This window comes from Sphingomonas cynarae, assembly GCF_039537815.1.
GTDB classification, from domain to species: domain Bacteria; phylum Pseudomonadota; class Alphaproteobacteria; order Sphingomonadales; family Sphingomonadaceae; genus Sphingomonas; species Sphingomonas cynarae.
In genome coordinates this window covers 132,669-155,385 of sequence record NZ_BAABBF010000001.1, presented here as the reverse complement: position 1 = coordinate 155,385, position 22,717 = coordinate 132,669, and the positions used below count along the sequence as shown (strand labels likewise).

Annotated in this window: 17 protein-coding genes; 7 read left to right on the top strand and 10 right to left on the bottom strand. The window is 69.6% G+C overall.

The features are described 5' to 3' along the window. From ABD719_RS00700 to ABD719_RS00685, 4 genes are all read right to left on the bottom strand, one after another. Positions 1–891, bottom strand: coding sequence for a hypothetical protein (locus ABD719_RS00700; RefSeq protein ID WP_344691300.1), 891 nt, complete (start codon positions 889–891; stop codon positions 1–3). Positions 892–928: 37 nt separating this feature from the next. Next, complete coding sequence (locus tag ABD719_RS00695) at positions 929–1,603, bottom strand: uroporphyrinogen-III synthase (protein ID WP_344691298.1); 675 nt, start codon at positions 1,601–1,603, stop codon at positions 929–931. After that, positions 1,600–2,511 (bottom strand): hydroxymethylbilane synthase, encoded by a 912-nt coding sequence (gene hemC / locus ABD719_RS00690; RefSeq protein ID WP_344691296.1) that lies wholly within the window; start codon positions 2,509–2,511, stop codon positions 1,600–1,602. The genes ABD719_RS00695 and hemC overlap by 4 nt, the downstream gene beginning before the upstream one ends. A 93-nt stretch (positions 2,512–2,604) precedes the next feature. Beyond that, positions 2,605–4,476 carry a methyl-accepting chemotaxis protein gene (locus tag ABD719_RS00685; protein ID WP_425567072.1) on the bottom strand — a complete coding sequence of 624 codons (1,872 nt, stop codon included), beginning with the start codon at positions 4,474–4,476 and terminating at the stop codon, positions 2,605–2,607. 163 nt (positions 4,477–4,639) lie between these two features. Between ABD719_RS00685 and tsaD the strand changes: the two genes are divergently transcribed. The 3 genes from tsaD to ABD719_RS00670 are packed head-to-tail and all read left to right on the top strand — an operon-like array spanning position 4,640 to position 7,357. After that, positions 4,640–5,665, top strand: coding sequence for a tRNA (adenosine(37)-N6)-threonylcarbamoyltransferase complex transferase subunit TsaD (gene tsaD / locus ABD719_RS00680; RefSeq protein WP_344691292.1), 1,026 nt, complete (start codon positions 4,640–4,642; stop codon positions 5,663–5,665). Then, the gene (locus ABD719_RS00675; protein WP_344691290.1) at positions 5,662–6,639 is read left to right on the top strand and encodes an NAD(P)H-dependent glycerol-3-phosphate dehydrogenase; all 978 of its coding nucleotides are present in this window, start codon (positions 5,662–5,664) and stop codon (positions 6,637–6,639) included. The genes tsaD and ABD719_RS00675 overlap by 4 nt, the downstream gene beginning before the upstream one ends. Positions 6,640–6,688: 49 nt before the next feature. Further along, positions 6,689–7,357: a PEPxxWA-CTERM sorting domain-containing protein gene (locus ABD719_RS00670; protein WP_344691288.1), complete on the top strand. Its 669-nt coding sequence runs from the start codon at positions 6,689–6,691 to the stop codon at positions 7,355–7,357. A 29-nt stretch (positions 7,358–7,386) separates the two neighbouring features. Here ABD719_RS00670 and ABD719_RS00665 read toward each other — a convergent pair whose 3' ends face one another. Together ABD719_RS00665 and ABD719_RS00660 are read right to left on the bottom strand one after the other, a co-directional pair. Continuing rightward, entirely contained in the window at positions 7,387–9,219 is a 1,833-nt protein-coding gene (locus tag ABD719_RS00665) for an AsmA family protein (protein WP_344691286.1), read from the bottom strand. Between the two features lie 119 nt (positions 9,220–9,338). Then, positions 9,339–9,509 carry a DUF1674 domain-containing protein gene (locus ABD719_RS00660; protein ID WP_192126584.1) on the bottom strand — a complete coding sequence of 57 codons (171 nt, stop codon included), beginning with the start codon at positions 9,507–9,509 and terminating at the stop codon, positions 9,339–9,341. A 60-nt stretch (positions 9,510–9,569) separates the two neighbouring features. Here ABD719_RS00660 and ABD719_RS00655 point away from each other — a divergent pair, with 60 nt between their 5' ends. The 4 genes from ABD719_RS00655 (at position 9,570) to purH (ending at position 14,973) form a co-directional block, all read left to right on the top strand. After that, entirely contained in the window at positions 9,570–10,856 is a 1,287-nt protein-coding gene (locus ABD719_RS00655) for an RsmB/NOP family class I SAM-dependent RNA methyltransferase (protein ID WP_344691282.1), read from the top strand. A gap of 40 nt (positions 10,857–10,896) precedes the next feature. Further along, on the top strand, positions 10,897–11,559 hold the full coding sequence (gene rpe / locus ABD719_RS00650) for a ribulose-phosphate 3-epimerase (RefSeq protein ID WP_344691280.1): 663 nt from the start codon (positions 10,897–10,899) through the stop codon (positions 11,557–11,559). Positions 11,560–11,627: 68 nt separating this feature from the next. Further along, positions 11,628–13,322, top strand: coding sequence for a heparinase II/III family protein (locus ABD719_RS00645; protein WP_344691934.1), 1,695 nt, complete (start codon positions 11,628–11,630; stop codon positions 13,320–13,322). Positions 13,323–13,395: 73 nt separating this feature from the next. Beyond that, positions 13,396–14,973, top strand: a complete 1,578-nt coding sequence (gene purH / locus ABD719_RS00640; RefSeq protein ID WP_344691278.1) for a bifunctional phosphoribosylaminoimidazolecarboxamide formyltransferase/IMP cyclohydrolase — start codon at positions 13,396–13,398, stop codon at positions 14,971–14,973. 34 nt (positions 14,974–15,007) lie between these two features. Here purH and ABD719_RS00635 read toward each other — a convergent pair whose 3' ends face one another. The 4 genes from ABD719_RS00635 to nadB form a co-directional block, all read right to left on the bottom strand. Next, the gene (locus ABD719_RS00635) at positions 15,008–16,516 is read right to left on the bottom strand and encodes a lipopolysaccharide biosynthesis protein (protein WP_344691276.1); all 1,509 of its coding nucleotides are present in this window, start codon (positions 16,514–16,516) and stop codon (positions 15,008–15,010) included. 193 nt (positions 16,517–16,709) lie between these two features. Next, positions 16,710–19,466 (bottom strand): DNA polymerase I, encoded by a 2,757-nt coding sequence (polA, locus tag ABD719_RS00630; RefSeq protein WP_344691274.1) that lies wholly within the window; start codon positions 19,464–19,466, stop codon positions 16,710–16,712. A gap of 126 nt (positions 19,467–19,592) precedes the next feature. Next, positions 19,593–20,714, bottom strand: a complete 1,122-nt coding sequence (locus ABD719_RS00625; protein WP_344691271.1) for a serine hydrolase — start codon at positions 20,712–20,714, stop codon at positions 19,593–19,595. A gap of 310 nt (positions 20,715–21,024) precedes the next feature. Beyond that, positions 21,025–22,605: an L-aspartate oxidase gene (gene nadB / locus ABD719_RS00620; protein ID WP_344691269.1), complete on the bottom strand. Its 1,581-nt coding sequence runs from the start codon at positions 22,603–22,605 to the stop codon at positions 21,025–21,027. Positions 22,606–22,717: the final 112 nt, after the last annotated feature.

Sequence of the window (22,717 nt, the reverse complement as noted above, 5' to 3'; positions counted from 1 at the left end):
CTACCGCGCGATCGGGTCGCCACGCACCGGGACCGGCGGCTGGCCGGTCGCCTGGCCCAGGATCGCCGCGGTTTCGACCACGTCGAGCGCCTGATGCGTCAGTGCATAGCGGCGCGCCGCCGCCAGCCAGTTGCCCGCCTGCGCCGCGCCGGGCATCCGCGCGATCTCCGTACGGGCGGCATCGACCCGGCCATCGTCGAGCAGCCGGCGGGCACGGGCCAGCCGGTCGGCCGGGGCGGTGGAGGGGGTGCCCTCCTCGCGCAGCACGATCAGGTTGCGCAGTTCGCGGCGGGTGTCGGCGAACCAGTCGCGCCCGCTGGCCGATTGCAGATCGGGGGCGATCGCATCGAGCCCCTGGCGCAGATCCTCGATCGTCACCGGGGTACGGGCCGCCTGGATCAGTACCGCGACCGCGCGCGGCTGTGCCCCGACGAAGCGGCTGCGCAACTGTTCCTCCAGATAGCCCAGGCCGGTGCCGCCATCGATCGCGCGGCGGGTGGCGAAGGCGACCATCAGCGCCTCCGCCCGCGTCGCCTGTGCACCCGCGGCGGCGGCATCGGTCGCGACGGTGGCGGTGCGTGCCTCCAGCGCGGCGAGCTGGGCGGCCAATGCCGCCTCCCGCGTAACCAGGGCAGCGGGATCGACCGCGGGGGCCGCGCCGGTCGAGGTCAGCGGCTGGGCGGGCGTGAAACCGGCCCCGTCCGTACCCGTCTGCGGCGGCTGCGCGCCGATGTTCAGCCGCGACAGCCAGCCGGCATAGATCGCATAGCTGGCGAGCGAACAGCCCGCGACGAAGGCGATCAGGATCAGCGCGACGACGAAACCGGGGCGGCGGCCCCGCGCGGGCGGGCGATCGAAGGGCGCGGGATCGGAAAACGCGGGGCTGCTCATCGCGGGCGGTTATCCTCGCAGGCGCCCGCGCGGTCAATCATTCCCGTGGTCGGCCGGTATTCCCGTTCCGGGCCGCCCCGAGCGCAAGCGCGACCATCGTGACGTCGTCGGGCCGGGGCGCGACCGCGACCGACGCCCAGCCGCCGCCCGCCGCCGCGGCGACCGCGCCGCTGATCGCGACCAGATCGATGTCGCCGCGCCGATCGACCAGCGCCGCCAGCCGGGCGCTTGCGCGGGCGGAATGCAGCAGCGCGACCCCCTCCGCCAGCGCCGCGAGCGCGCCGGGCGCAACCGGCAGCGGTTCCGCGGCATAGACGGTGATGGCGACTGCATCAGGGGTCGCGATCCGCTCCCGCCCCGCCAGATGCAGCAGCCGCCGCCCTGCCGGCATTGTCGTGACCAGCGATTCCACGCCGCGGTCACCGATCGCCTCCACCGTGAAGCCCGCATCGGCGGCGGCACGTGCGGTGGCCCGGCCGACCGCCCATACCGGCAGGGTCCACAGGCTGGCCAGCCCGTCGCCCCCGTGGCGAAAGGCGTTGGCACTGGTCGCGACCAGCGCGTCGAATCCGGCAGGATCGGGCGGAATCCACGCCTTCGCCGCCACTGTGAACAGTGGCAGCCGGATCGCCCGGCCGCCCTGCGCGGCGATCAGCGCCGCCGTGCGCGCATTGCCCGGTTCGGGCCGCAGCACCGCAACCGCGCGGTTCACCCCGCGAACAGCCGCCGGACCGGGTCGGGCGCGCGGGCGAGCAGATCGGCGGCGAGGCGTGCGCCGAGATCGTCGGCGACGGTGCCCTCGACATGGCCTTCCACCTGTGCCGCACCATCCTCGGCCAGCAATTCGCCGCGCAGCGTCAGCATCTCGCCCGACAGGCTGGCCAGCGCCGCTACCGGGGAATGGCAGTCCGCCTTCAGCGCGGCGAGCAGCGCGCGTTCGGCCGCGACGCAGGCATGGGTGGCAGGATCGTCGATCGCGGCGAACAGCGCATGCGCGGCGGCATCGTCGGCGCGCACCTCAATCCCGACCGCGCCTTGCGCCGGGGCGGGCAGCATCGTGTCGGTCGGCACCGCATGGCCGACGGTCGTCCGGCCGAGCCGGTCGAGCCCGGCGGCGGCCAGCAGCGTCGCATCGACTTCCCCCGCCGCCAGCTTGCCCAGCCGGGTGTCGACATTGCCGCGGAACAGCACGATCTTCAGATCGGGGCGCTGGCGCAGCAACTGGGCGCGGCGGCGCGGGCTGCTGGTTCCGACCGTGGCAGCATGGGACAGGTCGGCGATCGCTGCGACCCCGATCAGCCGGTCCCGCACATCGGCACGTGGCAGCATCGCCGCGATCCGGATCGCCGCCGGGCGCATCGTCTCGACATCCTTCATCGAATGGACGGCGGCGTCGATCTCGCCGGCCAGCAGCGCGCGATCCAGCTCCTTGGTCCACAGCGCCTTGCCGCCGATCTCGGCCAGCGCGCGATCCTGCACCCGGTCGCCGGTGGTGCGGATCACGACCGTCTCGATATCGTCGGGCCGCCAGCCATGCGCCGCGCACAGTGCATCCCGCACCATCCCCGCCTGGGTTAGCGCCAGCGGCGACCCCCGCGTACCGAGCCTTAACCGAACCATGCGGTTGCCTATAGGCGGGGGGCGTGGCGGAACCCAAGGGGGTTGATGGGAACAGTCTGTCATGACCGCAGATCGGTCATGACCGGGCAGACGTCAGAACGACGTCCAGTCACTGTCCGATCGGACCATGGCCGGGATGGCGGCGGCAGGCAGCGGCTTGATCGGTGAATTATACGCTTCCGGCCTTACATAGTCGGGCTTGCCCGCCGGCTTGCGATCATGCGCGCCGGTGTGTCCGATATTGAACCGGCTTGCCTGCTCGCTCAGGTTGCCGACTTCGCCCGCCAGATTGCGCGCGGCGGCGGAGGTTTCCTCGACCATCGCGGCGTTCTGCTGGGTCGACTGGTCCATCGTGCCGATCGCTGCGGATATCTGGGTGATCGCCGCCGACTGCGCCTGATTGTCCGCCGCCATCGTCGCCAGCAGTTCGTGAACCTGCGCGACATCGCCCGAGATGTTGGCGAGCGCGCCGTCGACCTTGGTCACCGCCTCGACCGCAGTGACGATATCGGTTTGCGTCACTGTCAGCTGGTCACGCGCCCGCTTGGCTTCCTCTTCGGCACGCATGGCGAGGGCGGAGACGAGATCGGCGACGACGGCGAAGCCGCGTCCGGCATCGCCCGCCCGGCCTGCCTCGACTGCGGCGTTCATTGCCAATACCCGCGTCTGGAATGCGATCTTGTCGAGCCCCTCGATCACCGAGTCGATGCCCTTGGCGCTGTCGCTGACCCGACCCATCGCCTGCACCGCCTCGTCGGCTACCGCACGGCCGCCACCGACCGTGGCGATCGCCTGATCGGCGCGCTCCACCGTCCGGGTCGCCGCGACTGCCGACGCGCGCAGCCGGCCATCCATCTGCGTCACCGACGCGGCCGTCTCTTCCAGCGAGGCGGCGTTGCTCTCGGTGCGGCGTGCGAGATCCTCCGACGCCTGCGCGATCTCGCCCGAGCCGGTACGGATCGTGGCGGCACTTTCCGACACCGACCCGATCAGGTCGTGCAGTCGGACCAGCGCCTCGTTGAAGTTCGTCTTGAGTGCGGCATAACTACCGGGGAAGTCCGCCGTGATCCGCGTCGTCAGGTTGCCGTCGGAAAGGTCGGACAGATGCGATTGCAGGGCATGAATCACCTCTTTCTGTTCGGCCGTCGATCGCGCGATCACTTCGTCCGCGTCTTTCTTGGCGATCCCGTTCTCACGGAACACCAGAACGGCCTTGGCCATCGCGCCCACTTCGTCGCCGCGTGTCGTACCCCGCACCTCGGTCGTATAATTGCCGGCGGCGATATCGCCCATCTGGTCCTGCAGGGTCTTTAGCGGCCCGACGATACCCGTTTTGATCACGAACAGGCCCAAGGCAATACTGGCCAATACGCTGCCGATCGCCATGACATACAGGGTCGTAGAGGTCGAGGCAGCCTTTTTGGACAGGGCGTCATTGGTTTTCCGGGCGTTGGCGATCCGGTCTTCGTTGAATTTCGTGGAAACTGTGATCAGTTCTTTGATTATCCGGTCGGCCTTTGCCAATGATTCATAGGCGTCCGCATCCTTGCTCCGCAGCCCTAATTGTACCGCGTTGCCGGAAAGAGCGTGGATTTCCGTAATCTGTCGACGAAATCCATCGAGCATCGGTGCAATCTCCGGCTCTTGCCGGACGACTGTGGTAACGATTTCCATCGCGGATTCGTACGATTTCTGTTCAAGGCCGGGTGTGCCTTGCGCGTCTGTCGAGGCAGGGTCGAGAGCAACCGCGCGGTATCCCAGATATACCATTTCCGTCACCCGTCTGTTCAGACGTGCGAGCAGGACGTTGTCGGGAAGCTCGACCGCGGCCAGACCGGAATAGGCCGAATCAGCCGTAAGCAATTGTTTCGACCCGTTCCACGCGATGAACATCGTCACTGCGCCCAACATCATCAGCATTGTAGTGATTTTAGCTGATACGGTTGTGTTTTCGAGTAATTTCAACACCAAGCTCCCTTTCAACGGTATTTGGGATACAAACCAATATGAGTCAAACTATAGTGTATATAGAATCAATTCAGCGGTTCCGGTTCGGGCTTATCTTCGCGAAGTCGAATGATTCGTCCCTGTTTCGACAAGTTCGCGGCAATCCGCTACGTTCACAGGCATGTTGATCCTGGGTCTGGAATCTTCCTGCGACGAAACCGCCGCTGCGCTCGTGACGGGTGACCGGCAGGTGCTGGCGCATCGGCTGCTGGGGCAGGAGGCGGCGCATGCGCCGTTCGGGGGCGTGGTGCCGGAGATCGCGGCGCGCGCGCACGTCGAGGCGCTGGGGCCGCTGGTCGCCGCGGCCTTGACGGATGCGGGGGTGACGCTGGCGCAGGTCGATGTGATCGCCGCCACCGCCGGGCCGGGGCTGATCGGCGGGGTGATGGTCGGCCTCGTCACCGGCAAGGCGCTGGCCCATGCGGCGGGCAAGCCACTGGTCGCGGTCAACCATCTGGAGGGCCATGCGCTGTCGCCGCGACTGGCCGACCCCGATCTGGATTTTCCCTATCTGCTGCTGCTGGTGTCCGGCGGCCATTGTCAGTTGCTGCTGGTTCAGGGGGTCGGCCGCTATCGCCGGCTGGCGACGACGATCGATGATGCGGTGGGCGAGGCGTTCGACAAGACCGCCAAGCTGCTGGGCCTCGGCTTTCCGGGCGGGCCGGCGGTGGAGCGCGCGGCGGCGCTGGGCGATCCCCGCGCCGTGCCGCTGCCCCGGCCGCTGAAGGGTGCGGCGGAGCCGCATTTCTCGTTCGCGGGTCTGAAGAGCGCGGTGGCGCGCGCGGTGGGCAAGCACAGCCCGGAGGATCTGGCCGCGTCGTTCCAGGCGGCAGTGGTGGAATGCCTGCTCGATCGCACCGCGCGCGCGCTGGCGGCGGTGCCGGAGGCGGCAACGCTGGTCGTCGCGGGCGGGGTCGCGGCGAACCGCGCGGTGCGCGCGGCGCTGGAGGCACTGGCGACCAAGCATGGCCGCCGCTTCGTCGCGCCGCCGCTATGGCTGTGTACGGACAATGCGGCGATGATCGCATGGGCCGGGGCAGAACGCTTCGCCGCCGGGCTGACCGATCCGCTCGACATGCCCGCCCGGCCGCGCTGGCCGCTCGATCCCTCGGCAGAGGCAGTGCGCGGTGCGGGGGTGAAGGCATGAGAATCGGGGTGATCGGCGGCGGGGCGTGGGGCACGGCGCTGGCGCAGGTGGCGGCGCACGGCGACCGCGACGTGTTGTTGTGGGCGCGTGAGGCGGAGGTGGTCGCCTCGGTCAATGCCGATCATCGCAACCATCTGTTCCTGAGCGACATCGACCTGTCGCCGACGATCCGGGCGACCGGCGATCTCGCCGATCTGGCGGCGTGCGACGCGTTGCTGGTAGTGGCGCCGGCGCAGCATGTCGGCGCGGTGCTGGCGGCGACGCCGGTTGGCACCCGGCCGCTGGTGCTGTGCGCCAAGGGGATCGAGGCGGGCAGCCGCCGGCTGGTGGGGGAGGTGGCGCGCGCCGTGCATCCACAGGCGCCGATCGCCGTCCTGTCCGGCCCGACCTTCGCGCATGAGGTGGCACGAGGATTGCCGACCGCGGTGACGCTGGCGTGCGAAGACGATGTCCTGCGCACCGCGCTATCTGAACGGCTCGCCGCCCCGCATTTCCGGCCCTATGCGTCCAGCGATGTGACCGGTGCCGAGATCGGCGGCGCGGTGAAGAACGTGCTGGCGATCGGCTGCGGCGTGGTCGAGGGTGCGGGGCTGGGGCAGAATGCGCGCGCGGCGCTGATCGCGCGCGGTTTCGCCGAGATGACGCGGTTCGGGCTGGCGCGCGGCGCGCGGGCCGAGACGCTGGCGGGGCTGTCCGGCCTGGGCGATCTGGTGCTGACCTGCTCGTCGACCAGTTCGCGCAATTTCTCGCTGGGCGTCGGATTGGGCCGGGGTGAGGCGGCGACGGCGTTGCTGGCGGATCGCCGCACGGTCGCGGAGGGCGCGTTCACCGCGCCCGTGCTGCGACAGGCGGCGGCGGAGGCAGGCGTCGACATGCCGGTATGCGACGCGGTGTGCCACCTGCTGGAGGGCGCGGCCGTGTCCGACGTGATCGGTACCCTGCTGGCGCGACCGTTGCGCGAGGAGGGGGTATAACAAGGCCTGTGATCCCGTCCTGAAGCGGGACAGCTAGGGTTCGGTGTGATTGACGGATCAGGCGCTTTTGTTAACGCCACGGCCGCGATCAGCGATCGCGAAACGGGGAAAGCATGTGAGCAATTTTTTCAGGACGGTGGCGATTGCCGCTGCAGCCATCTGCGCGGCATCGAGCGCCAGCGCCGCCACGATCACCTATACGGACGCGAACCGGGGGCCGGTGTTTCTGCCACGGTTCGACTCCTCGCTGGGTACGCTCCAGAGCGTGTCGTTCGACAATCGGTACAGTGTGACCGCCTCTTACATTTACAACAGCTTGCCGGGTTCGCCCGCGCCGATGGTACGAATTTTCGGAACGATCGGTGAACCCGCCTATGGCCAAGTAATGGTCAATGAGGTGGTCCAGTCATATTTTTCGGCCGCCAATCAGATATCGGTGAACATCGTCAAGACCGCGAACCCGATCTTCACTGCCGATCTGGGCGGTTATATCGGTACGGGCAGCTTCGTCCTTGGCTTTTATAGTCTGGTCGCGCCGGGTTATGCGCCTGCGTTGTCCGGCGGCAGCTTCAGCAACGTCAGCGTCACCTACACCTATCTCGCCGGTGCCGGCGCGGTTCCCGAGCCGGCGACCTGGGCGATGATGCTGGCAGGTTTCGGCATGGTGGCGGGCGCGACGCGTTATCGTCGTCGCAAGACCGTGATCGCCTTCGGCTGATCGCGCGGCCGGGTGTCGGCACGGGACTGCTACCGCAGTGCCCGTGCCGCCAGTGCGTCGCAGTCGGCATCGGTGGCGAGGGGGCCGGTATCGCCGGTGATCTTGCGGCCGATCGCCTTCAGAATGTTGCCGACCGACTTGGTTTCGCGCGGTACGTCGAGGTGGGGGGCGGTGATCGTGCCGGTCATCGTCGCGGCGCCGGGGATGCGCAGGATCGCGGGGTGCTTGGGCGCGCCGGTCAGCCGCATCGACAGGCGTTCGTCGGGGAAGGAGACGGTGCCGGTGGCGGTCATCCTGCTCCATTCGGTATCGATGATCGCCGGCGTGGCGCGGGCGGTGCCGTTCGCCATCGCCAGTCTGGTGACGAGGCAGCGTAGCCCGGCGCGCTCGCCCGATCCGGCAAGCAGCGCGCGGCCCGCGTCGAACCCCAGCGCGGCGGCATAGCGCGCGGGCAGGCGGCCGTGGCGGACGGTGAAGCCGACGCTGCCGTCCGACCGCCCCACCGCGCTGCGCAGCGTGTCGCCGACCCCGACCAGCCGCACCCGCGCCGCCAGCTTGCCGGTGAATTCGCCCCCCGCCGCGAAGGCACGGACATCGCCGCCCGCCAGCGTCAGGTCGAGCGTCAGGGTCGGCGCAGGCTGTCCTTGACGCTGATCGACCACCGCGCGGCCGGTAACGCGCCCCTGATCGAGGCTGAGGCGCAAGGGTGCCAGCGTCAGGCGGCGATGATCCATCGTCATCACGCCGGCCAGGCTGAGGATGGGGGGCGACGAACTGCCGACGATCCGGCCGACGCGGAACGCCAATCGGCCATCGGTCGAATCGATCTTGCCGATGTCGATGCGGGTATTGGGCACCAGCCGTGGCCCGATCCGTGCTTCAAGTGCTGCCGCCTCCGCGCGTCCCGCCGCCGAGGTGAGATCACCGAAATCGAACGCGCGCGAGGTGACCGCGCCGTCGATCTTCGACCGGCCATCGACCTTGTCGACCGTCAGCCGTCCGGCGATGTCGGAGCGGCCGATCGTGCCGGTCAGCGCGGTGATTGCCCAGCGGTCCGGGTCGTGGCGGACATGCGCGCGGATCGCGACCGGGCGGGTGTGGAACAACCCCGCCTCGATCACCGCATCGATCAGTTTCAGGTCGGCGGCGCGGGCGGTGACGTCCAGCGTCATCGCGTCCGCATCGAGCGGCCGGTCCATCGTGCCCGTCGCGCGCATCGCCAGCCTGTCGCCGTCGATCGTCGCGGTGAAGGGCCATGGCGCCTGCGCCGGCGCGGGGCCGCTGACGGTCAGGCGGATCGGCACGCCGTTGATCCGGCCCTGCCCCTGCACGCGCAGGCCGGCAGCCGGATCGGCGGCGATCCGGGCGGTGAGTTGCCGGTCCTGCTTGCCATCGGCGTAGCGGACGATCGCGTTGCGGATCGTCAGGCGGCCGATATCGGGGCCGCCGCCGTCGCCGCTATCCTTCGACCCGTCCGGCCGGTCCCAGTTGGTGCGGCCCTCCTTCGTGCGCACCAGCGCTAGGTGCAGGCCATCGATTGTCACGTCCTGCGGCCGGAAACGGCCGATCAGCAGCGGCCAGACCGGGAAGCGCAGCGTGATCGTTCCGATCCTTGCGAAGTCGCTGGTGCCGGCCCAGTCGGCCTGCGCGACGGCAACGTCGCGGATCGCGATCACGGGGTGGAAGCCGATAGTGTCGAGCCGCTCGATCGCGCCGATCCGCACCGGCCGGCCGAACCGCTCACTCGCCTTACGCTCGATCGTGCCGCGCAGACTTCCCCAGGGGAAGACCGCGAGGATCGCCAGCAACAGCAGCAGGATGGCCGCCGCTGCCGCCCCCACGATCATCCCGCGTCTTTTCATCCCCGACGGGACGTTTCCGGAAGCAATTCGTTCCGGTGGCGAACCGGCCTGTCAGGCCGAGATGACAATCGAGTGCATCGCCGCCGCCCCGTCATGCCCGTCTTACCGGGACGATCACCTCAGAAATCGATGGCGATGCCCTTGTTCTCCCAGTCGCCGTAGCGGACGGGATCGCGGCCCAGCGGATCGTCCTCGGCCTTGCGCACCGGGGCCGTCGCGTCGGGTTTGGGCACCGGCGGATTGGCGGAAAGATGCGCGGGCGGCTTCACATGATCGGGGCGCTGGCCCATGGCGGTTCCTTCCAGAATGGCGACCCTGTGCCAGATAGGGTCGCGAAGGAGCGATGCAACGTGAACGCCCCCCACCAGACCCCCCGCGGGCAGACCCACGCGCCCGAACCGCTCGGCGTGCCGACGCGCCGCGCCGCGATCAAGCTGCTCGACGCGGTGCTGCGCCGGGGCGAATCGCTGGAGGCGGCGTTGCCGGCGGCGACGCGGATGGTGCACGGCCCCGACCGTGGCCTGGCCCATGCGATCGCGGCGGAGACGCTGCGCCGGCTGCCCGATCTGGATGCGCTGATCGACGGCGCGACCGAGCGCGCCCTGCCCGACGACGCCAAGGCGCGGATGGCGCTGCGCATCGCGCTGGTGCAGGCGCTGGTGCTGGGCACGCCGCAACACGCCGCGATCGCCACCGTGCTGCCGCTGGTCGATGGTGGCCCGCGCAAGCTGGTCCACGGCGTGTTCGGCACGCTGATGAGGAGCGGCAAGCTGCTGCCCGAAACGCCGCATCTGCCCGCCCCGGTCGAGCTGCGCTGGCAAAAGGCGTGGGGCGAGGCGATGGTCGAGGCGGCGGAAGTCGCGGTCGCCGCGCCGCCGCCGCTCGACATCACGCTGGCCGATGCAGGCCGCACCGAAGAATGGCGGGAGCGGCTGGGCGGCGTGTCGCTCGCCCCCGGTCATCTGCGGCTGCACGACCATGCGCCGGTGCCGGAGATGGCGGGCTATGCCGAGGGGGCATGGTGGGTGCAGGACATCGCCGCCTCGATCCCCGCGCGGCTGATCGGCACAGGTGAGGGCATCGCGCTCGACCTGTGCGCGGCGCCCGGCGGCAAGACGATGCAGCTGGCCGCCGCCGGGTGGCAGACGATCGCGGTCGACAATTCGCAAGGCCGGATCAAGCGGCTGCGCGAGAACCTGTTCCGCACCCGGCTGAAGGCGGAAGTGGTGCGCGGCGACGTGCTGCTGTGGTCGCCGGACGAGCCGGTCGATGCGGTGCTGCTGGATGCGCCGTGCAGCGCGACCGGCATCTTCCGCCGCCATCCGGACGTGCTGCACCGGGTACGCCCGTCGCTGGTCGCCGAACTGGCGGAATTGCAGACGCGGCTGCTGGCGCGCGGGGCGGACTGGGTGAAGCCGGGTGGAACCCTGGTTTATGCCACCTGCTCGCTGGAGCCGGACGAGGGTGAGCGGCAGCTGGACCGGTTCCTGGCGGCGCGCAGCGACTATACGCTGGTGCCGGCACCCGCCGACCTGCCGGTGCCGGTCGACCCGCAGGGTTATGTCCGCACCCTGCCGGGGATGATCGCCGATGGCGGCAATGACGGGTTCTTCGTGGCGAAGCTGGTTCGCGGCTGACCGGGTTGCGACCTGCCGCCGCAGTGATAGAGAGCCCGCCATGAACCCCGTCCGCATCGCGCCGTCCATCCTGTCCGCCGATTTCGCCAAGCTGGGCGAGGAGGTCCGTGCGATCGACGCGGCGGGGGCGGACTGGATCCATGTCGACATCATGGACGGGCATTTCGTGCCCAACATCAGTTTCGGCCCGTCGGTGATGAAGGCGATCCGGCCGCTGACGGACAAGCCGTTCGACGTCCACCTGATGATCTCGCCCGTCGACCTGTATCTGGATGCCTTTGCGGAAGCGGGCGCGGACTGCATCACCGTGCATCCCGAGGCGGGGCCGCACGTCCATCGCACGATCCAGCACATCAAGGGGCTGGGCAAGCGCGCCGGGATCGTACTGAATCCGGCGACGCCGGCCAAGATGCTCGATTACCTGATCGACATGGTCGACCTGGTGCTGGTGATGAGCGTGAACCCCGGTTTCGGCGGCCAGCATTTCATCGACAGCCAGTTGAAGAAGATCGCCGCGATCCGCCGGATGATCGACCAGACCGGGCGGGCGATCGATCTGGAGGTGGACGGCGGCGTCGATGCCGACAGCGCGCGCCGCTGTATCGAGGCGGGGGCCGACGCGCTGGTCGCGGGCACCGCCGTATTCCGGGGCGGGCCGGCCGCCTATGCCGCCAATATCGCAGCCTTGCGGGGGAATGGGTGACCAGCGTTCCACCGGGCGACGGGAATGAACATGAGGAGGAATACGGCGCGGTCCTGAGCGAGGCCGCGATCGAGGGCGGGGATCAGCCGTTCCGCATCGTCGCCGAAAAGGGGCGATCGCTGGCGGGATGGTTGACGGACGGGTTCGACCGGCTGGCGTGGCGCACCCCGTTGCAGGCGGTGCGATCGAACGGGCAGCCGCCCGACCGGCTGGCGGCGACGCCCGACGACCCGATCATCGGCGATCCGGCGCGCGGGCGCGCGCTGCTGGCGGGACGGCTGTCGTTCCGGGGCGAGACGCAGGCGATCGCCGGTCTCGATTTCGGCCGGCCGCTATGGAGTGCGGCCTTCGGCGATTATCTGCACAGCTTCGCCTGGCTGCGCGACCTGTCGACGGTGGCGACGCTGGCGCAGGCCGCGCCGATCGCGACGCACCTGACCACGATATGGCTCGACGCCCATGCCGAGACGGTGGCCGATCCGGCATGGACGCCCGAGGCGTGGGGCCGGCGCGTACTGTACTGGAGCCTGCATACGCCGCTGATCCTGCGCGGGATCGATCCCGATCACGACGCCCGCGTGCTCAATACGCTGGCCCGCGGGGCGCGGCATCTGGATCGTTCCGCCGACAAGGCGACGCCGGGGGCGGCGCGGATCGCGGCATGGTGCGGCGTCGTGGCCGCCGGACTGCTGATCCCCGGCAACGATCCGCGTCGCGGCTTCGGTGAGGCGGGGCTGGGCCGCGCACTGGCGGGGGGATTGTTCGAGGATGGCGGCGCGGTGTCGCGCAGCCCGGCGGTGCTCCTCGACATGGTGATGTTGCTGGCGATGCTGCGCCAAATCTATGTCGCCTGCGGGACGGAGGTGCCGGAAGCGGTGGTCGCGGCGTCGATGCGCGCGGTGCCGGCGCTGCTCGGCAGCCTGCACGGCGACCGGATGCTGTCGAGCTGGCAGGGCGGCGGCCCCGGCGATGCCGACCAGATCGCGGCGGTGATCGCCGCCAGCGGCGTGCGCACCCGGCCGCTGCGCCAGTCGCGCGACTGGGGGTATCAGCGCATGGCGGCGGGGTCGGCGGTGCTGATCGTCGATGCCGCGCCGCCGCCGATCGCGCGGCTGGTGGCGGGCGGCTGCGCGTCGACGCTGGCGTTCGAATTTTCCGACGGGCCGACGCGGCTGATCGTGAACGGCGGCGGCGCCAGCGCGGCCCATGCCGGGTTGCCGGCCATGCTGCTGGAGGGACTGCGCACCACTGCCGCGCATTCGACGCTGACGCTGGGCGACACCAATTCCACCGCGATCCATACCGACGGCACGCTGGGCCGTGGTGTCGGGCAGGTCGAACTGTCGCGGCAGGAGGCGGACAATGCCAGCCGGATCGAGGCGAGCCATGACGGCTATGTCCGTCGTTGGGGACTGCTCCACCGCCGGCAACTGATGCTGACCGGCGACGGGCGCGAGCTGCGCGGCGAGGATGCGCTGCTGCCTTCCGGCCGGCGACGGGGGCGATCGGCGCCGTTCGCGATCCGGTTTCATCTGGGCGCGGGGGTGGCGGCGACGGCGGCGGCGGACGGTCAGGGCGCGACGCTGGAACTGGCCGATGGCGCGACATGGCAGTTCCGCTGTCGCGGCGGCGCGCTGGCGGTCGAGGACGGCGTGTGGATCGACGGCGGCGGCCGCCCGGTCGCGACCGCACAGCTGGCGATCATGGGCGAGGCATCGTCGGGCGGGGCGCAGGTCGGCTGGATGCTGAAGCGCACGGTTTGATCGCCAAGGTTTGATCGATCCGGCCGCGCGCCCTATGGGCCGCCGCAACACGCGCCGTGCCGAAGGAATTCCGATGACTCCAGATCTCCTTGCCGTTCCCGTTACCCGCGCCCTGCTGTCGGTATCCGACAAGACCGGCATCGTCGACTTCGCCCGCGCGCTGGCGGACGCGGGGGTCGAGCTGGTGTCGACCGGCGGCACCGCGAAGGCGCTGCGCGACGCCGGGCTGGCGGTGAAGGACGTGGCCGAGCTGACCGGCTTTCCGGAGATGATGGACGGCCGGGTCAAGACGCTGCACCCGGCGGTGCATGGCGGGCTGCTGGCGGTGCGCGACGATGCCGGCCATGTCGCGTCGATGACGCAGCACGGGATCGGGGCGATCGACCTCGCCGTGGTCAACCTCTACCCGTTCGAGAAGACGGTAGAGAGTGGTGCGGATGCCGATACGGTGATCGAGAATATCGACATCGGCGGCCCGGCCATGGTCCGGTCGGCGGCGAAGAACCACGCCTGGGTCGCGATCCTGACCGATCCGGCGGATTATGCCGCTGTGCTGGCGGAGGTGGCGGCCGGCGGCACGACGATGGCGACGCGGCGGCGGCTGGCGGGCAAGGCGTTCGCGCATACCGGCCAGTACGACAGCTATATCGCGCGCTGGTTCGCGCAGCAGGCGGACGGCGGGCAGGACGACGGGGAGCAGGACGAACTGACGCTGCGCTACGGCGAGAATCCGCACCAGCAGGCGCGGGTCCGTCCCGATGCGGCAGGGTCGGCCGGCCTGCCGCAGGCGCGGCAGGTGCAGGGCAAGGCGCTCAGCTACAACAACTACAACGATGCCGATGCCGCGCTGGAACTGATCGCGGAGTTCCGCGATGCCGATCCGACGGTGGTGATCGTCAAGCACGCCAACCCGTGCGGCGTGGCGACCGCCGCGACGCTGGCGGACGCGTACGAGGCGGCGTTCGCATGCGATACGGTATCGGCGTTCGGCGGCATCATCGCGCTGAATCGCGCGATCGACGCCGCGACCGCGCGCGCGATCACCGGCATCTTCACCGAAGTGGTGGTCGCCCCCGGTGCCGACGACGAAGCGCTGGCGATCTTCGCCGCCAAGAAGAACCTGCGCCTGTTGCTGACCGACGGCCTGCCCGACCCGCATCGCGAGGGCGAGGTGACGAAGGAGATCGTCGGCGGCGTGCTGGTGCAGTCGCGCGATAATGGCCGGCTGACGGACGACATGCTGCGCGTGGTGACCAAGCGCGCGCCGACCCCGCAGGAACTGGCGGATTGCCGCTTTGCCTGGACGGTGGCCAAGCATGTGAAGTCGAACGCGATCGTTTACGCGAAGGACGGCAGCACGGCGGGCGTCGGCGCCGGCCAGATGAACCGGTTGGAATCGGCACGGATCGCCGCGTGGAAGGCGAAGGACGCCGCCGACAAGGCCGGCTGGGGCGAGGCGCGCACCACCGGGTCGGCGGTCGCGTCCGACGCGTTCTTCCCGTTCGCAGACGGGCTGATGGCGGCGGTGGAGGCGGGCGCCACGGTGGTGATCCAGCCGGGCGGATCGATCCGCGACGACGAGGTGATCGCGGCGGCGGACGCGGCGGGGCTGGCGATGGTGTTTACCGGAATGCGCCACTTCCGGCATTGATCGATCCTGGCGCTCCCTCCGGCGGAGAGAGCGCTCAGCCCGTCGCGGCGCCCTCGTTCGGCAGCGACGCCCTGTCCGGTTTCTTGGTGAACAGCGCGCGGTCGGCGGGGCGGAAGGCCCAGCGCCAGAGAATCCAGCAATAGGTCGCGGCGATCGCGGGCTCGCCGATCAGCAGTTCCGCCCATTCGAACCGGTGGGGCAGCGCGGTGAAGGCGCCGCCCACCACCACCGCCGCCAGCGCCGCCCAGATCAGCGGCCAGCGCAGGGGCGAAACGGGCGCGCCGAGCAGCCGGCGCAGCAGCATCGCCTTCGCCAGCGAGGTGAGCGCGAGGCTGACCGCCAGTGCCACCGCCGGCCCCGCCGCCTGCCACGTCGGCGACCAGCCGAGCGCGCGCATCGCGAAGACCAGCCCGACGCTGAGTGCGATCTGGAACGCCAGCATCGTCGCGGAGATCATCAGGTTGCGATGCCGCGCAACATAGACCAGCGCCGATTCGCACACCGCCCCGGTCGAGGCGAACACCTCCCCCATCAGCAGGAAGACGAGCGGCGCGGTGCCGACGACGAACTGCGGACCGACCACGCCCATCACCGCCTCGCCCGGGATCGACCCCATCAGCGCGAGCAGCAACTGCGCGGCGATGATCCAGAACGCGACCTGCCGCACCTGGCTGGCGATGGCGGGGTGGTCGTCATCGGCCAGCGCGCGGGTGATGACGGGGCCGAGTACGGGATCGAAGCTGGTCTTCAGCTTCTGCGGCAGCGAGGCGACCTGTTGCGCCATGTAATAGATGCCGACCACGCTGGGCGCGAACAACAGGCCGAGGATGAAGCGGTCGACGTTGCGGCTCCCCCATTCCAACGCGTCCGCCCCCGCCAGCGGCGCGTTGACGCGCGCGAGCCGCGCCAGTTCGCGCAGGCGCGGCGACCAGCCGCGCGGCAGGCCGTAGGAGCGGAGGAACGGCACCATGCTGGCGATCAGCGCCGCCGTCATCGAAGCGACATAGGACAGGACCAGCCCGTCGCGGATCGTGAAGAACGAGAAGACGTAAGCGGCGATCGAGATCGTCCACGGCTCCACCACCGCGCGCGCCGTCACCGCCGCCTTCACGTTCAGCCGATAGGCCAGCGCGGCGAGGCTGAGGTCCGACCACGCGATCGCGACGACGATCAGCGCCAGCCAATGGTCGAGCCCGGTGATCGGCGAATTGGGATAGAGCAGCTGCGGGAACATCCACAGCACCGCACTGGCGATCAGCGAGGCGACCAGCGCCAGCGCCAGCGCATCCCATACGACATGCGCGTGCGGCCGATCCGCCTTGGCCAGCGCCTGCGCCAGCCCGCGCTTCATGCCGAGCGTGGCGAGCAGCGCGGCCAGTTCCACCACCACCACCGCGATCGCGAACCGCCCGACCAGATCGGGACCGTAGAAGCGGCCCGCGATGAACAGGAACGGGATGCGCGCCAGCAATCGCAGCGCGAAGCCGGCGATGTTGGTGCGGCCGCCCTTGGCGAGGGCGTCGATGTCCTTGGTGGGGGTCATCGGGGGGATATTGTAGAAGAGGCAGACGTCAGTCCGGCTGAAACCGTTCCACTCCGGAGGAGGCTGGGGTCCAGTCGGGCAGGCTGTCGTGAGGTGTCACCGGCGTCCCCCAACTGGGCCCCGGCCTCCGCCGGGGTGGTGTTGTGGGGGGTGACGGGTATCGACCATTCCCGTCCGTCATGGACCATCGCGCTCAATGCGCCGCGCCCCAGCTCGGGCCGGTGCCGATCTCGACCCCCAGCGGCACCGACAGCGTCACCGCCGGGGCGGCGGCGTTTTCCATCACGTCGCGGATCACCGCACTCGCGGCGGCCACGTCGGCTTCGGGCAGTTCGAACACCAGTTCGTCGTGGACCTGCAACAGCATCCGGACATGGCCGAGGCCGGCGGCGTCGAGCGCGGGTTCCATGCGGACCATCGCGCGTTTGATGATGTCGGCGCTGGTGCCCTGGATCGGGGCGTTGATCGCGGCGCGCTCCGCCCCCTGCCGCTCGGCCTGGTTCTTCGAGCCGATGCGCGGGAAATGCGTCTTGCGGCCGAACAGCGTGGTGGTGAAGCCCTGACCGCGCACCGCCTCCAGCGTCTCCGCCATGTAGCGGTTGACGCCGGGGAACCGCTCGAAATAGCGGTCGATCATGGCCTGCGCCTCGTCCGCGCTCACTTCCAGCCGGGCGGCCAGCCCCCAGCGGCTGATGCCGTAGAGGATCGCGAAGTTGATCGTCTTGGCGCGGCCGCGGGTGTCGCGGTTCACCTCGCCGAACAGTTCCTGTGCGGTGAGCGAGTGGATGTCGTCGCCGTTGGCGAACGCCTCCCGCAAGGCAGGAACGTCGGCCATGTGCGCCGCGAGGCGCAGTTCGATCTGCGAGTAATCGGCAGCGAGGATGACGTTGCCGGGTTCGGCGACGAAGGCATGCCTGATCTGGCGGCCGATCTCGGTGCGGATCGGGATGTTCTGCAAATTGGGCTCGGTCGACGACAGCCGCCCGGTCTGCGCGCCGGTCAGCGAATAGCTGGTGTGGACGCGGCCGGTCTTCGGATTGATCTGCGCCTGCAACGCATCGGTATAGGTGCTTTTCAGCTTCGACAGCTGGCGCCATTCCAGCACCTTGCGCACGATCTCGGTATGCGGGCCCTTCTCGCGGGCGATCCGTTCCAGTTCGGTCACGTCGGTGGAATAGACGCCCGACTTGCCCTTGCGTCCGCCCTTCAGCCCCAGCTTCTCGAACAGCACGTCGCCCAGTTGCTTGGGGCTGCCGATCGTGAAGGGACCGCCGGCAAGGGCATGGACCTCCACCTCCAGCGCGGCGATCTGGGTGGAGAAATCGGCGGACAGCGCGGCCAGTTGCTCGCGATCGACCCTGATGCCGCGCCGCTCCATCCGGGCGATGACGGACACCAGCGGACGGTCGACCATCTCGTAGACGCGGGTCGACCCCTCGGCGGGCAGGCGCGCCCTGAACCGCTTCCACAGCCGCAGCGTCACGTCCGCATCCTCGGCGGCGTAACGGGTGGCGGTCTTCAGGTCGATCTCGTGGAAGCCGCGCTGGCTTTTGCCGGTGCCGACCACGTCCTTGAACGCGATGCAGGCATGCGAGAGGTGCGTGGCGGCGAGTTCGTCCATGCCGTGGCCGTGCAGGCCGGCGTCGAGATCGAAGCTCATCACGATGGTGTCGTCGTGCGGCGCCACGTCGATGCCGCGTTCGCCCAGTATGATCATGTCGAATTTCAGGTTGTGGCCGATCTTGAGGACCGAGGGGTCCTCCATCAGCTCCTTCAGCTTCGCGAGCGCGGCGGTGGTGTCGATCTGCACCGGCACCTCCGCCAGCAGGTCGGTGCCGCCATGGCCGAGCGGGATGTAGCAGGCGAGGTTGGGTGCAAGCGCGAGGGACACGCCGACGAGGTTGGCCTGCGTGGCGTCGGTGGAACTGGTTTCGGTATCGACCGCGATCCAGCCCTGATGACGCGCGCGCGCGATCCAGCCGTCGAGGGCGTCGAGGTCCTGCACCGTCTCGTACCCGTCGAGATTGCAGGGCGGGTCATCCTGGATCGGCGCATCGCCGGCAGGGGCGGCGGCGGGCGCATCGGCGACCTGGCCCAGCTTGTTGAGCAGCGAGCGGAAGCCGTGATGTTCGAGAAAGGCACGCAAGGGTGCGTCGGGGATGCCCTTGAGTTCCAGGTCCTCCAGCGGCTCGGGCAGCGCCACGTCGCATTTCAGCGCCACGAGTTCGCGGCTGAGCCGGGCCATGTCGGCATGTTCGATCAAATTGTCGCGCAGCTTGCCCTTCTTCATCCCCTCCGCGGCGGCGAGGACGGATTCGAGATCGCCATGTTCGAGGATCAGCTTCGCGGCGGTCTTCGGTCCGACGCCGGGGACGCCCGGCACGTTGTCGACGCTGTCGCCCATCAGCGCCAGCACGTCGCCCAGCTGCGACGGCGCGATGCCGTGGAATTTCTCCGCGACATGCTCCGCGCCGAGCCGGCGGTTGTTCATCGTGTCATACAGGTCGAGGCCGGGCTCGATCAGCTGCATCAGGTCCTTGTCGGACGAGACGATCGTGACCGACCACCCCTGCGCCAGCGCCGCCTTGGCATAGCAGGCGATGATGTCGTCCGCCTCCAGCCCCTCGGTCTCGATGCACGGCAGCGAGAAGGCGCGGGTGGCGTCGCGGATCATCGGGAACTGCGGCACGAGGTCTTCGGGCGGCGGCGGACGGTGCGCCTTGTACTGGTCGTACAGGTCGTTGCGGAACGTCTTCGACGATTTGTCGAGGATGACCGCCATATGCGTCGGCCCTTCTGCGGCATGCACCTCGTCCGCCAGCCGCCACAGCATCGTGGTGTAGCCATAGACCGCGCCGACCGGCTCGCCATGCACATTGGTGAGCGGCGGCAGGCGGTGATAGGCGCGGAAGATGTAGCCGGAGCCGTCGACGAGATAGAGATGGGGCATGGTGCCTCGCGATGTAGCGGGTAAGCGAGGGGGGACCAAGCGATCCGTTGGCGCCGGCCCTCAAACCCGATGCTCCCCGGCCTCCGCCGGGGAGGCGTTGGTGAAGGGAGGCGACGCCGCTGCGGATCAGTTCGCCAGCGTCGCCGAGAAGGCCGCGCCGGGGTGGCCGGCGACGTAGCTGGCCACGGTGCTGGCGACGTTCTGGATCAGCATCTGGCGTTCGCGGATCGGGCGGACGGTGTCGCCGATCATCACCGCCAGCGCATAGCGGCGACCATCGGGGGCGGTGAGCAGGCCGACATCGTTGAACCCGGCATTGCGGCGGCCGAGGTCCTGACCGGTGCCGGTCTTGTGCGCGATCTGCCAGCCGGCGGGCACCGCCGCGCGCAGCCGGGCATGGCCGGTGCGCGACGCGCCCATCGTGTCGAGCAGGATGCGGGTCGAGGTTTCCGACAGCAGTTCGCCGCGCGCCGCCCGCGCCAGCGCATCGGCGATGGCGAGCGGCGCGGCGCCGTCGGGCGGATCGGCGACGTAACGGTCGAGCGCGGCCGCCCGCGCTTCCGGCGACAGCCGCGACCGCGCGATCGCAAAGGCGTTGCCGATCGAGAAGGCGGGTTGCCAGACGAGGCCGGCGGTGCCCGCCTGCAACAATCGCTCGCCGGGGCCGAAACGGATATCGCCCAGCCGCTTGGCGGCGATCATCCGGCGGACGGCGGGCGGCCCGCCGACCAGGGTCAGCAGCCGATCGTTGGCGGTGTTGTCGCTCTGCGTCAGCGCCCGCGTCAGCAGGCCGCCGACGGTGGTGTCGAACCGCCCGGTCTTGGCGACCAGATAGGCGATCGGCTGGTGGAACAAGGTGAGGTCGGAGGGCAGGACGGTGACCGGATCGTCGAGCCTGATCTTGCCCTGGTCGCGCAGGTCGAGCAGCGTGAACGCGACCCACAGCTTCGACACCGATTGCTGGGGCAGGCGCTGGCGCCCGCCGGCTTCCACCGTCCACCCCTCGTCCACCGCGCGCACCGCGATGCCGGCGCGGCCGTCGAAGCCGCGCGCCAGCGCCTCGATCGCGGTCTGGAGCTGGCGGGGAGTGTTGGTGGTGGGGCGGGCGACGCTGGGCGGTACGGGGATCGAGACGGATACCTGCTCCTCCCGCTCGGGCGCGCGACCGCTGGCACCGGGGCGCGACGGCGCGCCGCAGCCGGTCAGCGACAGCATCAGCACAGGGACAGCAACCGATCGTAAACGCATGAAATCCCGCACTCGTACCCCCGGATACGATCCTTAGCCGAGCGTGGCCGGGGCGAAACCGCCTCTGGCCGTCACTGCGCCGACATGACGGTTGCGCGCGGCGAGCGGAGGCGGGGGTGCGGGAACCGGATGAATCGCCGCCCCCTTCACCACCCCGGCGGAGGCCGGGGGCCAGTTGGGAAGGCCGCTGTGATTGATCCCGACCCTTCGCCCAACTGGACCCCGGCCTCCGCCGGGGTGGTAGGAATATTTGCTACTTATCAGCTACTTATCGCTGCGAAAGTGACGTTTCGTCAGTAACGGCCGTCTGTCACGGCACCAGCACGGTATCCACCGCTTCGGGCAGCGTTGCCGGATAGTCGAGCGTGTAGTGCAGACCCCGGCTTTCGTGGCGGTGGAGCGCGGCGCGGACGATCAGGTCGGCGGTCTGGAGCAGGTTGCGCAGTTCGATCAGGTCAGGGGTGACGCGGAAATGGCCGTAATGCTCCGCCACCTCGTCGGTCATCAGGCGGATGCGGCTGGCGGCGCGTTGCAGCCGCTTGGTGGTGCGGACGATGCCGACGTAATTCCACATGAAGCGGCGGATCTCGGTCCAGTTCTGCTTGATGACCACCTCCTCGTCCGAATCGGTGACGCGGCTCTCGTCCCAGGCGCGGATCGCGGGGACGGGGGGCAGGGCGTCCCAGCAGGTGGCGATGTGATCGGCCGCCGCCTCACCGAACACGAAACATTCGAGCAGGGAGTTGGAGGCGAGCCGGTTGGCGCCGTGCAGCCCCGATTCGGTACATTCGCCTGCCGCATAGAGACCGGGCAGATCGGTGCGCCCGTGCGCGTCGACGACGATGCCGCCGCAGGTATAATGCTGCGCGGGGACGACCGGGATCGGCCCGGTCGTCATGTCGATGCCCAGCCCCAGCAGCTTTTCATGGATGGTCGGGAAATGGCCGCGGATGAAATCGGCGGGCATGTGGCTGATGTCGAGATGGACGTAATCGAGCCCGTGGCGCTTGATCTCCGCATCGATCGCGCGCGCCACCACGTCGCGCGGGGCCAGTTCCATCCGCACGGGGTCGTGCGCGGTCATGAAGCGCTGGCCGGTGGCGGGGTTGATCAGCCGCCCGCCCTCGCCGCGCACCGCCTCGGTGATCAGGAAGTTCTTGACCTCCAGATGGTAGAGGCAGGTGGGATGGAACTGCATCATCTCCATGTTCGAGACGCGGCAGCCGGCGCGCCATGCCATCGCGATGCCGTCACCGGTCGCGCCGCGCGGGGCGGTGGAGAACAGATAGGTGCGGCCCGCGCCGCCGGTCGCCAAGATCGTGGCACGCGCGGTGTGGAGCTCGACCCGGCCGCTCGCGCGGTCGAGTGCATAGACGCCCCAGACATTGCCCGCCCCCGAATAGCGTTCCTCGTGCCGGCTGGTCGCCAGGTCGATCGCGACCCGGTCGGGCAGCAGCGTGATGTTGGGATGCGCCTCGGCGGCGCGTTGCAGCGCCTCCTGCACCGCCCAGCCGGTAGCGTCGGCGACATGGACGATGCGGCGGTGCGAATGGCCACCCTCGCGCGTCAGGTGGAGGGCATCTCCCTCGGTGGCGAAGGGGACGCCCAGTTCGGTGAGGCGCTGGATCGCGGCGGGGGCGCGCTCCACGACGAACTCGACGATCTCGCGGTCGTTGAGGCCGGCGCCGGCGACCATCGTGTCCTCGACATGGTGGGCGAAGGTGTCGCCGGGTTCCAGCACCGCCGCGATCCCGCCCTGTGCCCAGGCGGTCGACCCCTCGTTCAGTTGCCCCTTGGCGACGACGGTGACGCGGAACCGCTCCGCCAGGTTGAGCGCGGCGGTGAGCCCGGCAGCGCCCGAGCCGATGATGAGGACGTCCGACCCGCTCATGCCGGCAGGCCCGGACGGCCGCGGAAAGTCACACGGAAAGTCACGAACGTCGCATGGTCGGGCAGGGATGGACGCGACGAGGCGGACGGCGGGGGGCAGGAAACGGAGGCCA

Excerpts from the sequence above, each read along its gene's own strand:
- ABD719_RS00635 (WP_344691276.1), bottom strand. The coding sequence starts at position 16,516 with ATGACCCCCACCAAGGACATCGACGCCCTCGCCAAGGGCGGCCGCACC.
- ABD719_RS00660 (WP_192126584.1), bottom strand. The coding sequence starts at position 9,509 with ATGGGCCAGCGCCCCGATCATGTGAAGCCGCCCGCGCATCTTTCCGCC.
- hemC (WP_344691296.1), bottom strand. The coding sequence starts at position 2,511 with ATGGTTCGGTTAAGGCTCGGTACGCGGGGGTCGCCGCTGGCGCTAACC.
- nadB (WP_344691269.1), bottom strand. The coding sequence starts at position 22,605 with ATGAGCGGGTCGGACGTCCTCATCATCGGCTCGGGCGCTGCCGGGCTC.
- polA (WP_344691274.1), bottom strand. The coding sequence starts at position 19,466 with ATGCCCCATCTCTATCTCGTCGACGGCTCCGGCTACATCTTCCGCGCC.
- ABD719_RS00625 (WP_344691271.1), bottom strand. The coding sequence starts at position 20,714 with ATGCGTTTACGATCGGTTGCTGTCCCTGTGCTGATGCTGTCGCTGACC.
- rpe (WP_344691280.1), top strand. The coding sequence starts at position 10,897 with ATGAACCCCGTCCGCATCGCGCCGTCCATCCTGTCCGCCGATTTCGCC.
- ABD719_RS00675 (WP_344691290.1), top strand. The coding sequence starts at position 5,662 with ATGAGAATCGGGGTGATCGGCGGCGGGGCGTGGGGCACGGCGCTGGCG.
- purH (WP_344691278.1), top strand. The coding sequence starts at position 13,396 with ATGACTCCAGATCTCCTTGCCGTTCCCGTTACCCGCGCCCTGCTGTCG.
- ABD719_RS00700 (WP_344691300.1), bottom strand. The coding sequence starts at position 891 with ATGAGCAGCCCCGCGTTTTCCGATCCCGCGCCCTTCGATCGCCCGCCC.
- ABD719_RS00665 (WP_344691286.1), bottom strand. The coding sequence starts at position 9,219 with ATGAAAAGACGCGGGATGATCGTGGGGGCGGCAGCGGCGGCCATCCTG.
- tsaD (WP_344691292.1), top strand. The coding sequence starts at position 4,640 with ATGTTGATCCTGGGTCTGGAATCTTCCTGCGACGAAACCGCCGCTGCG.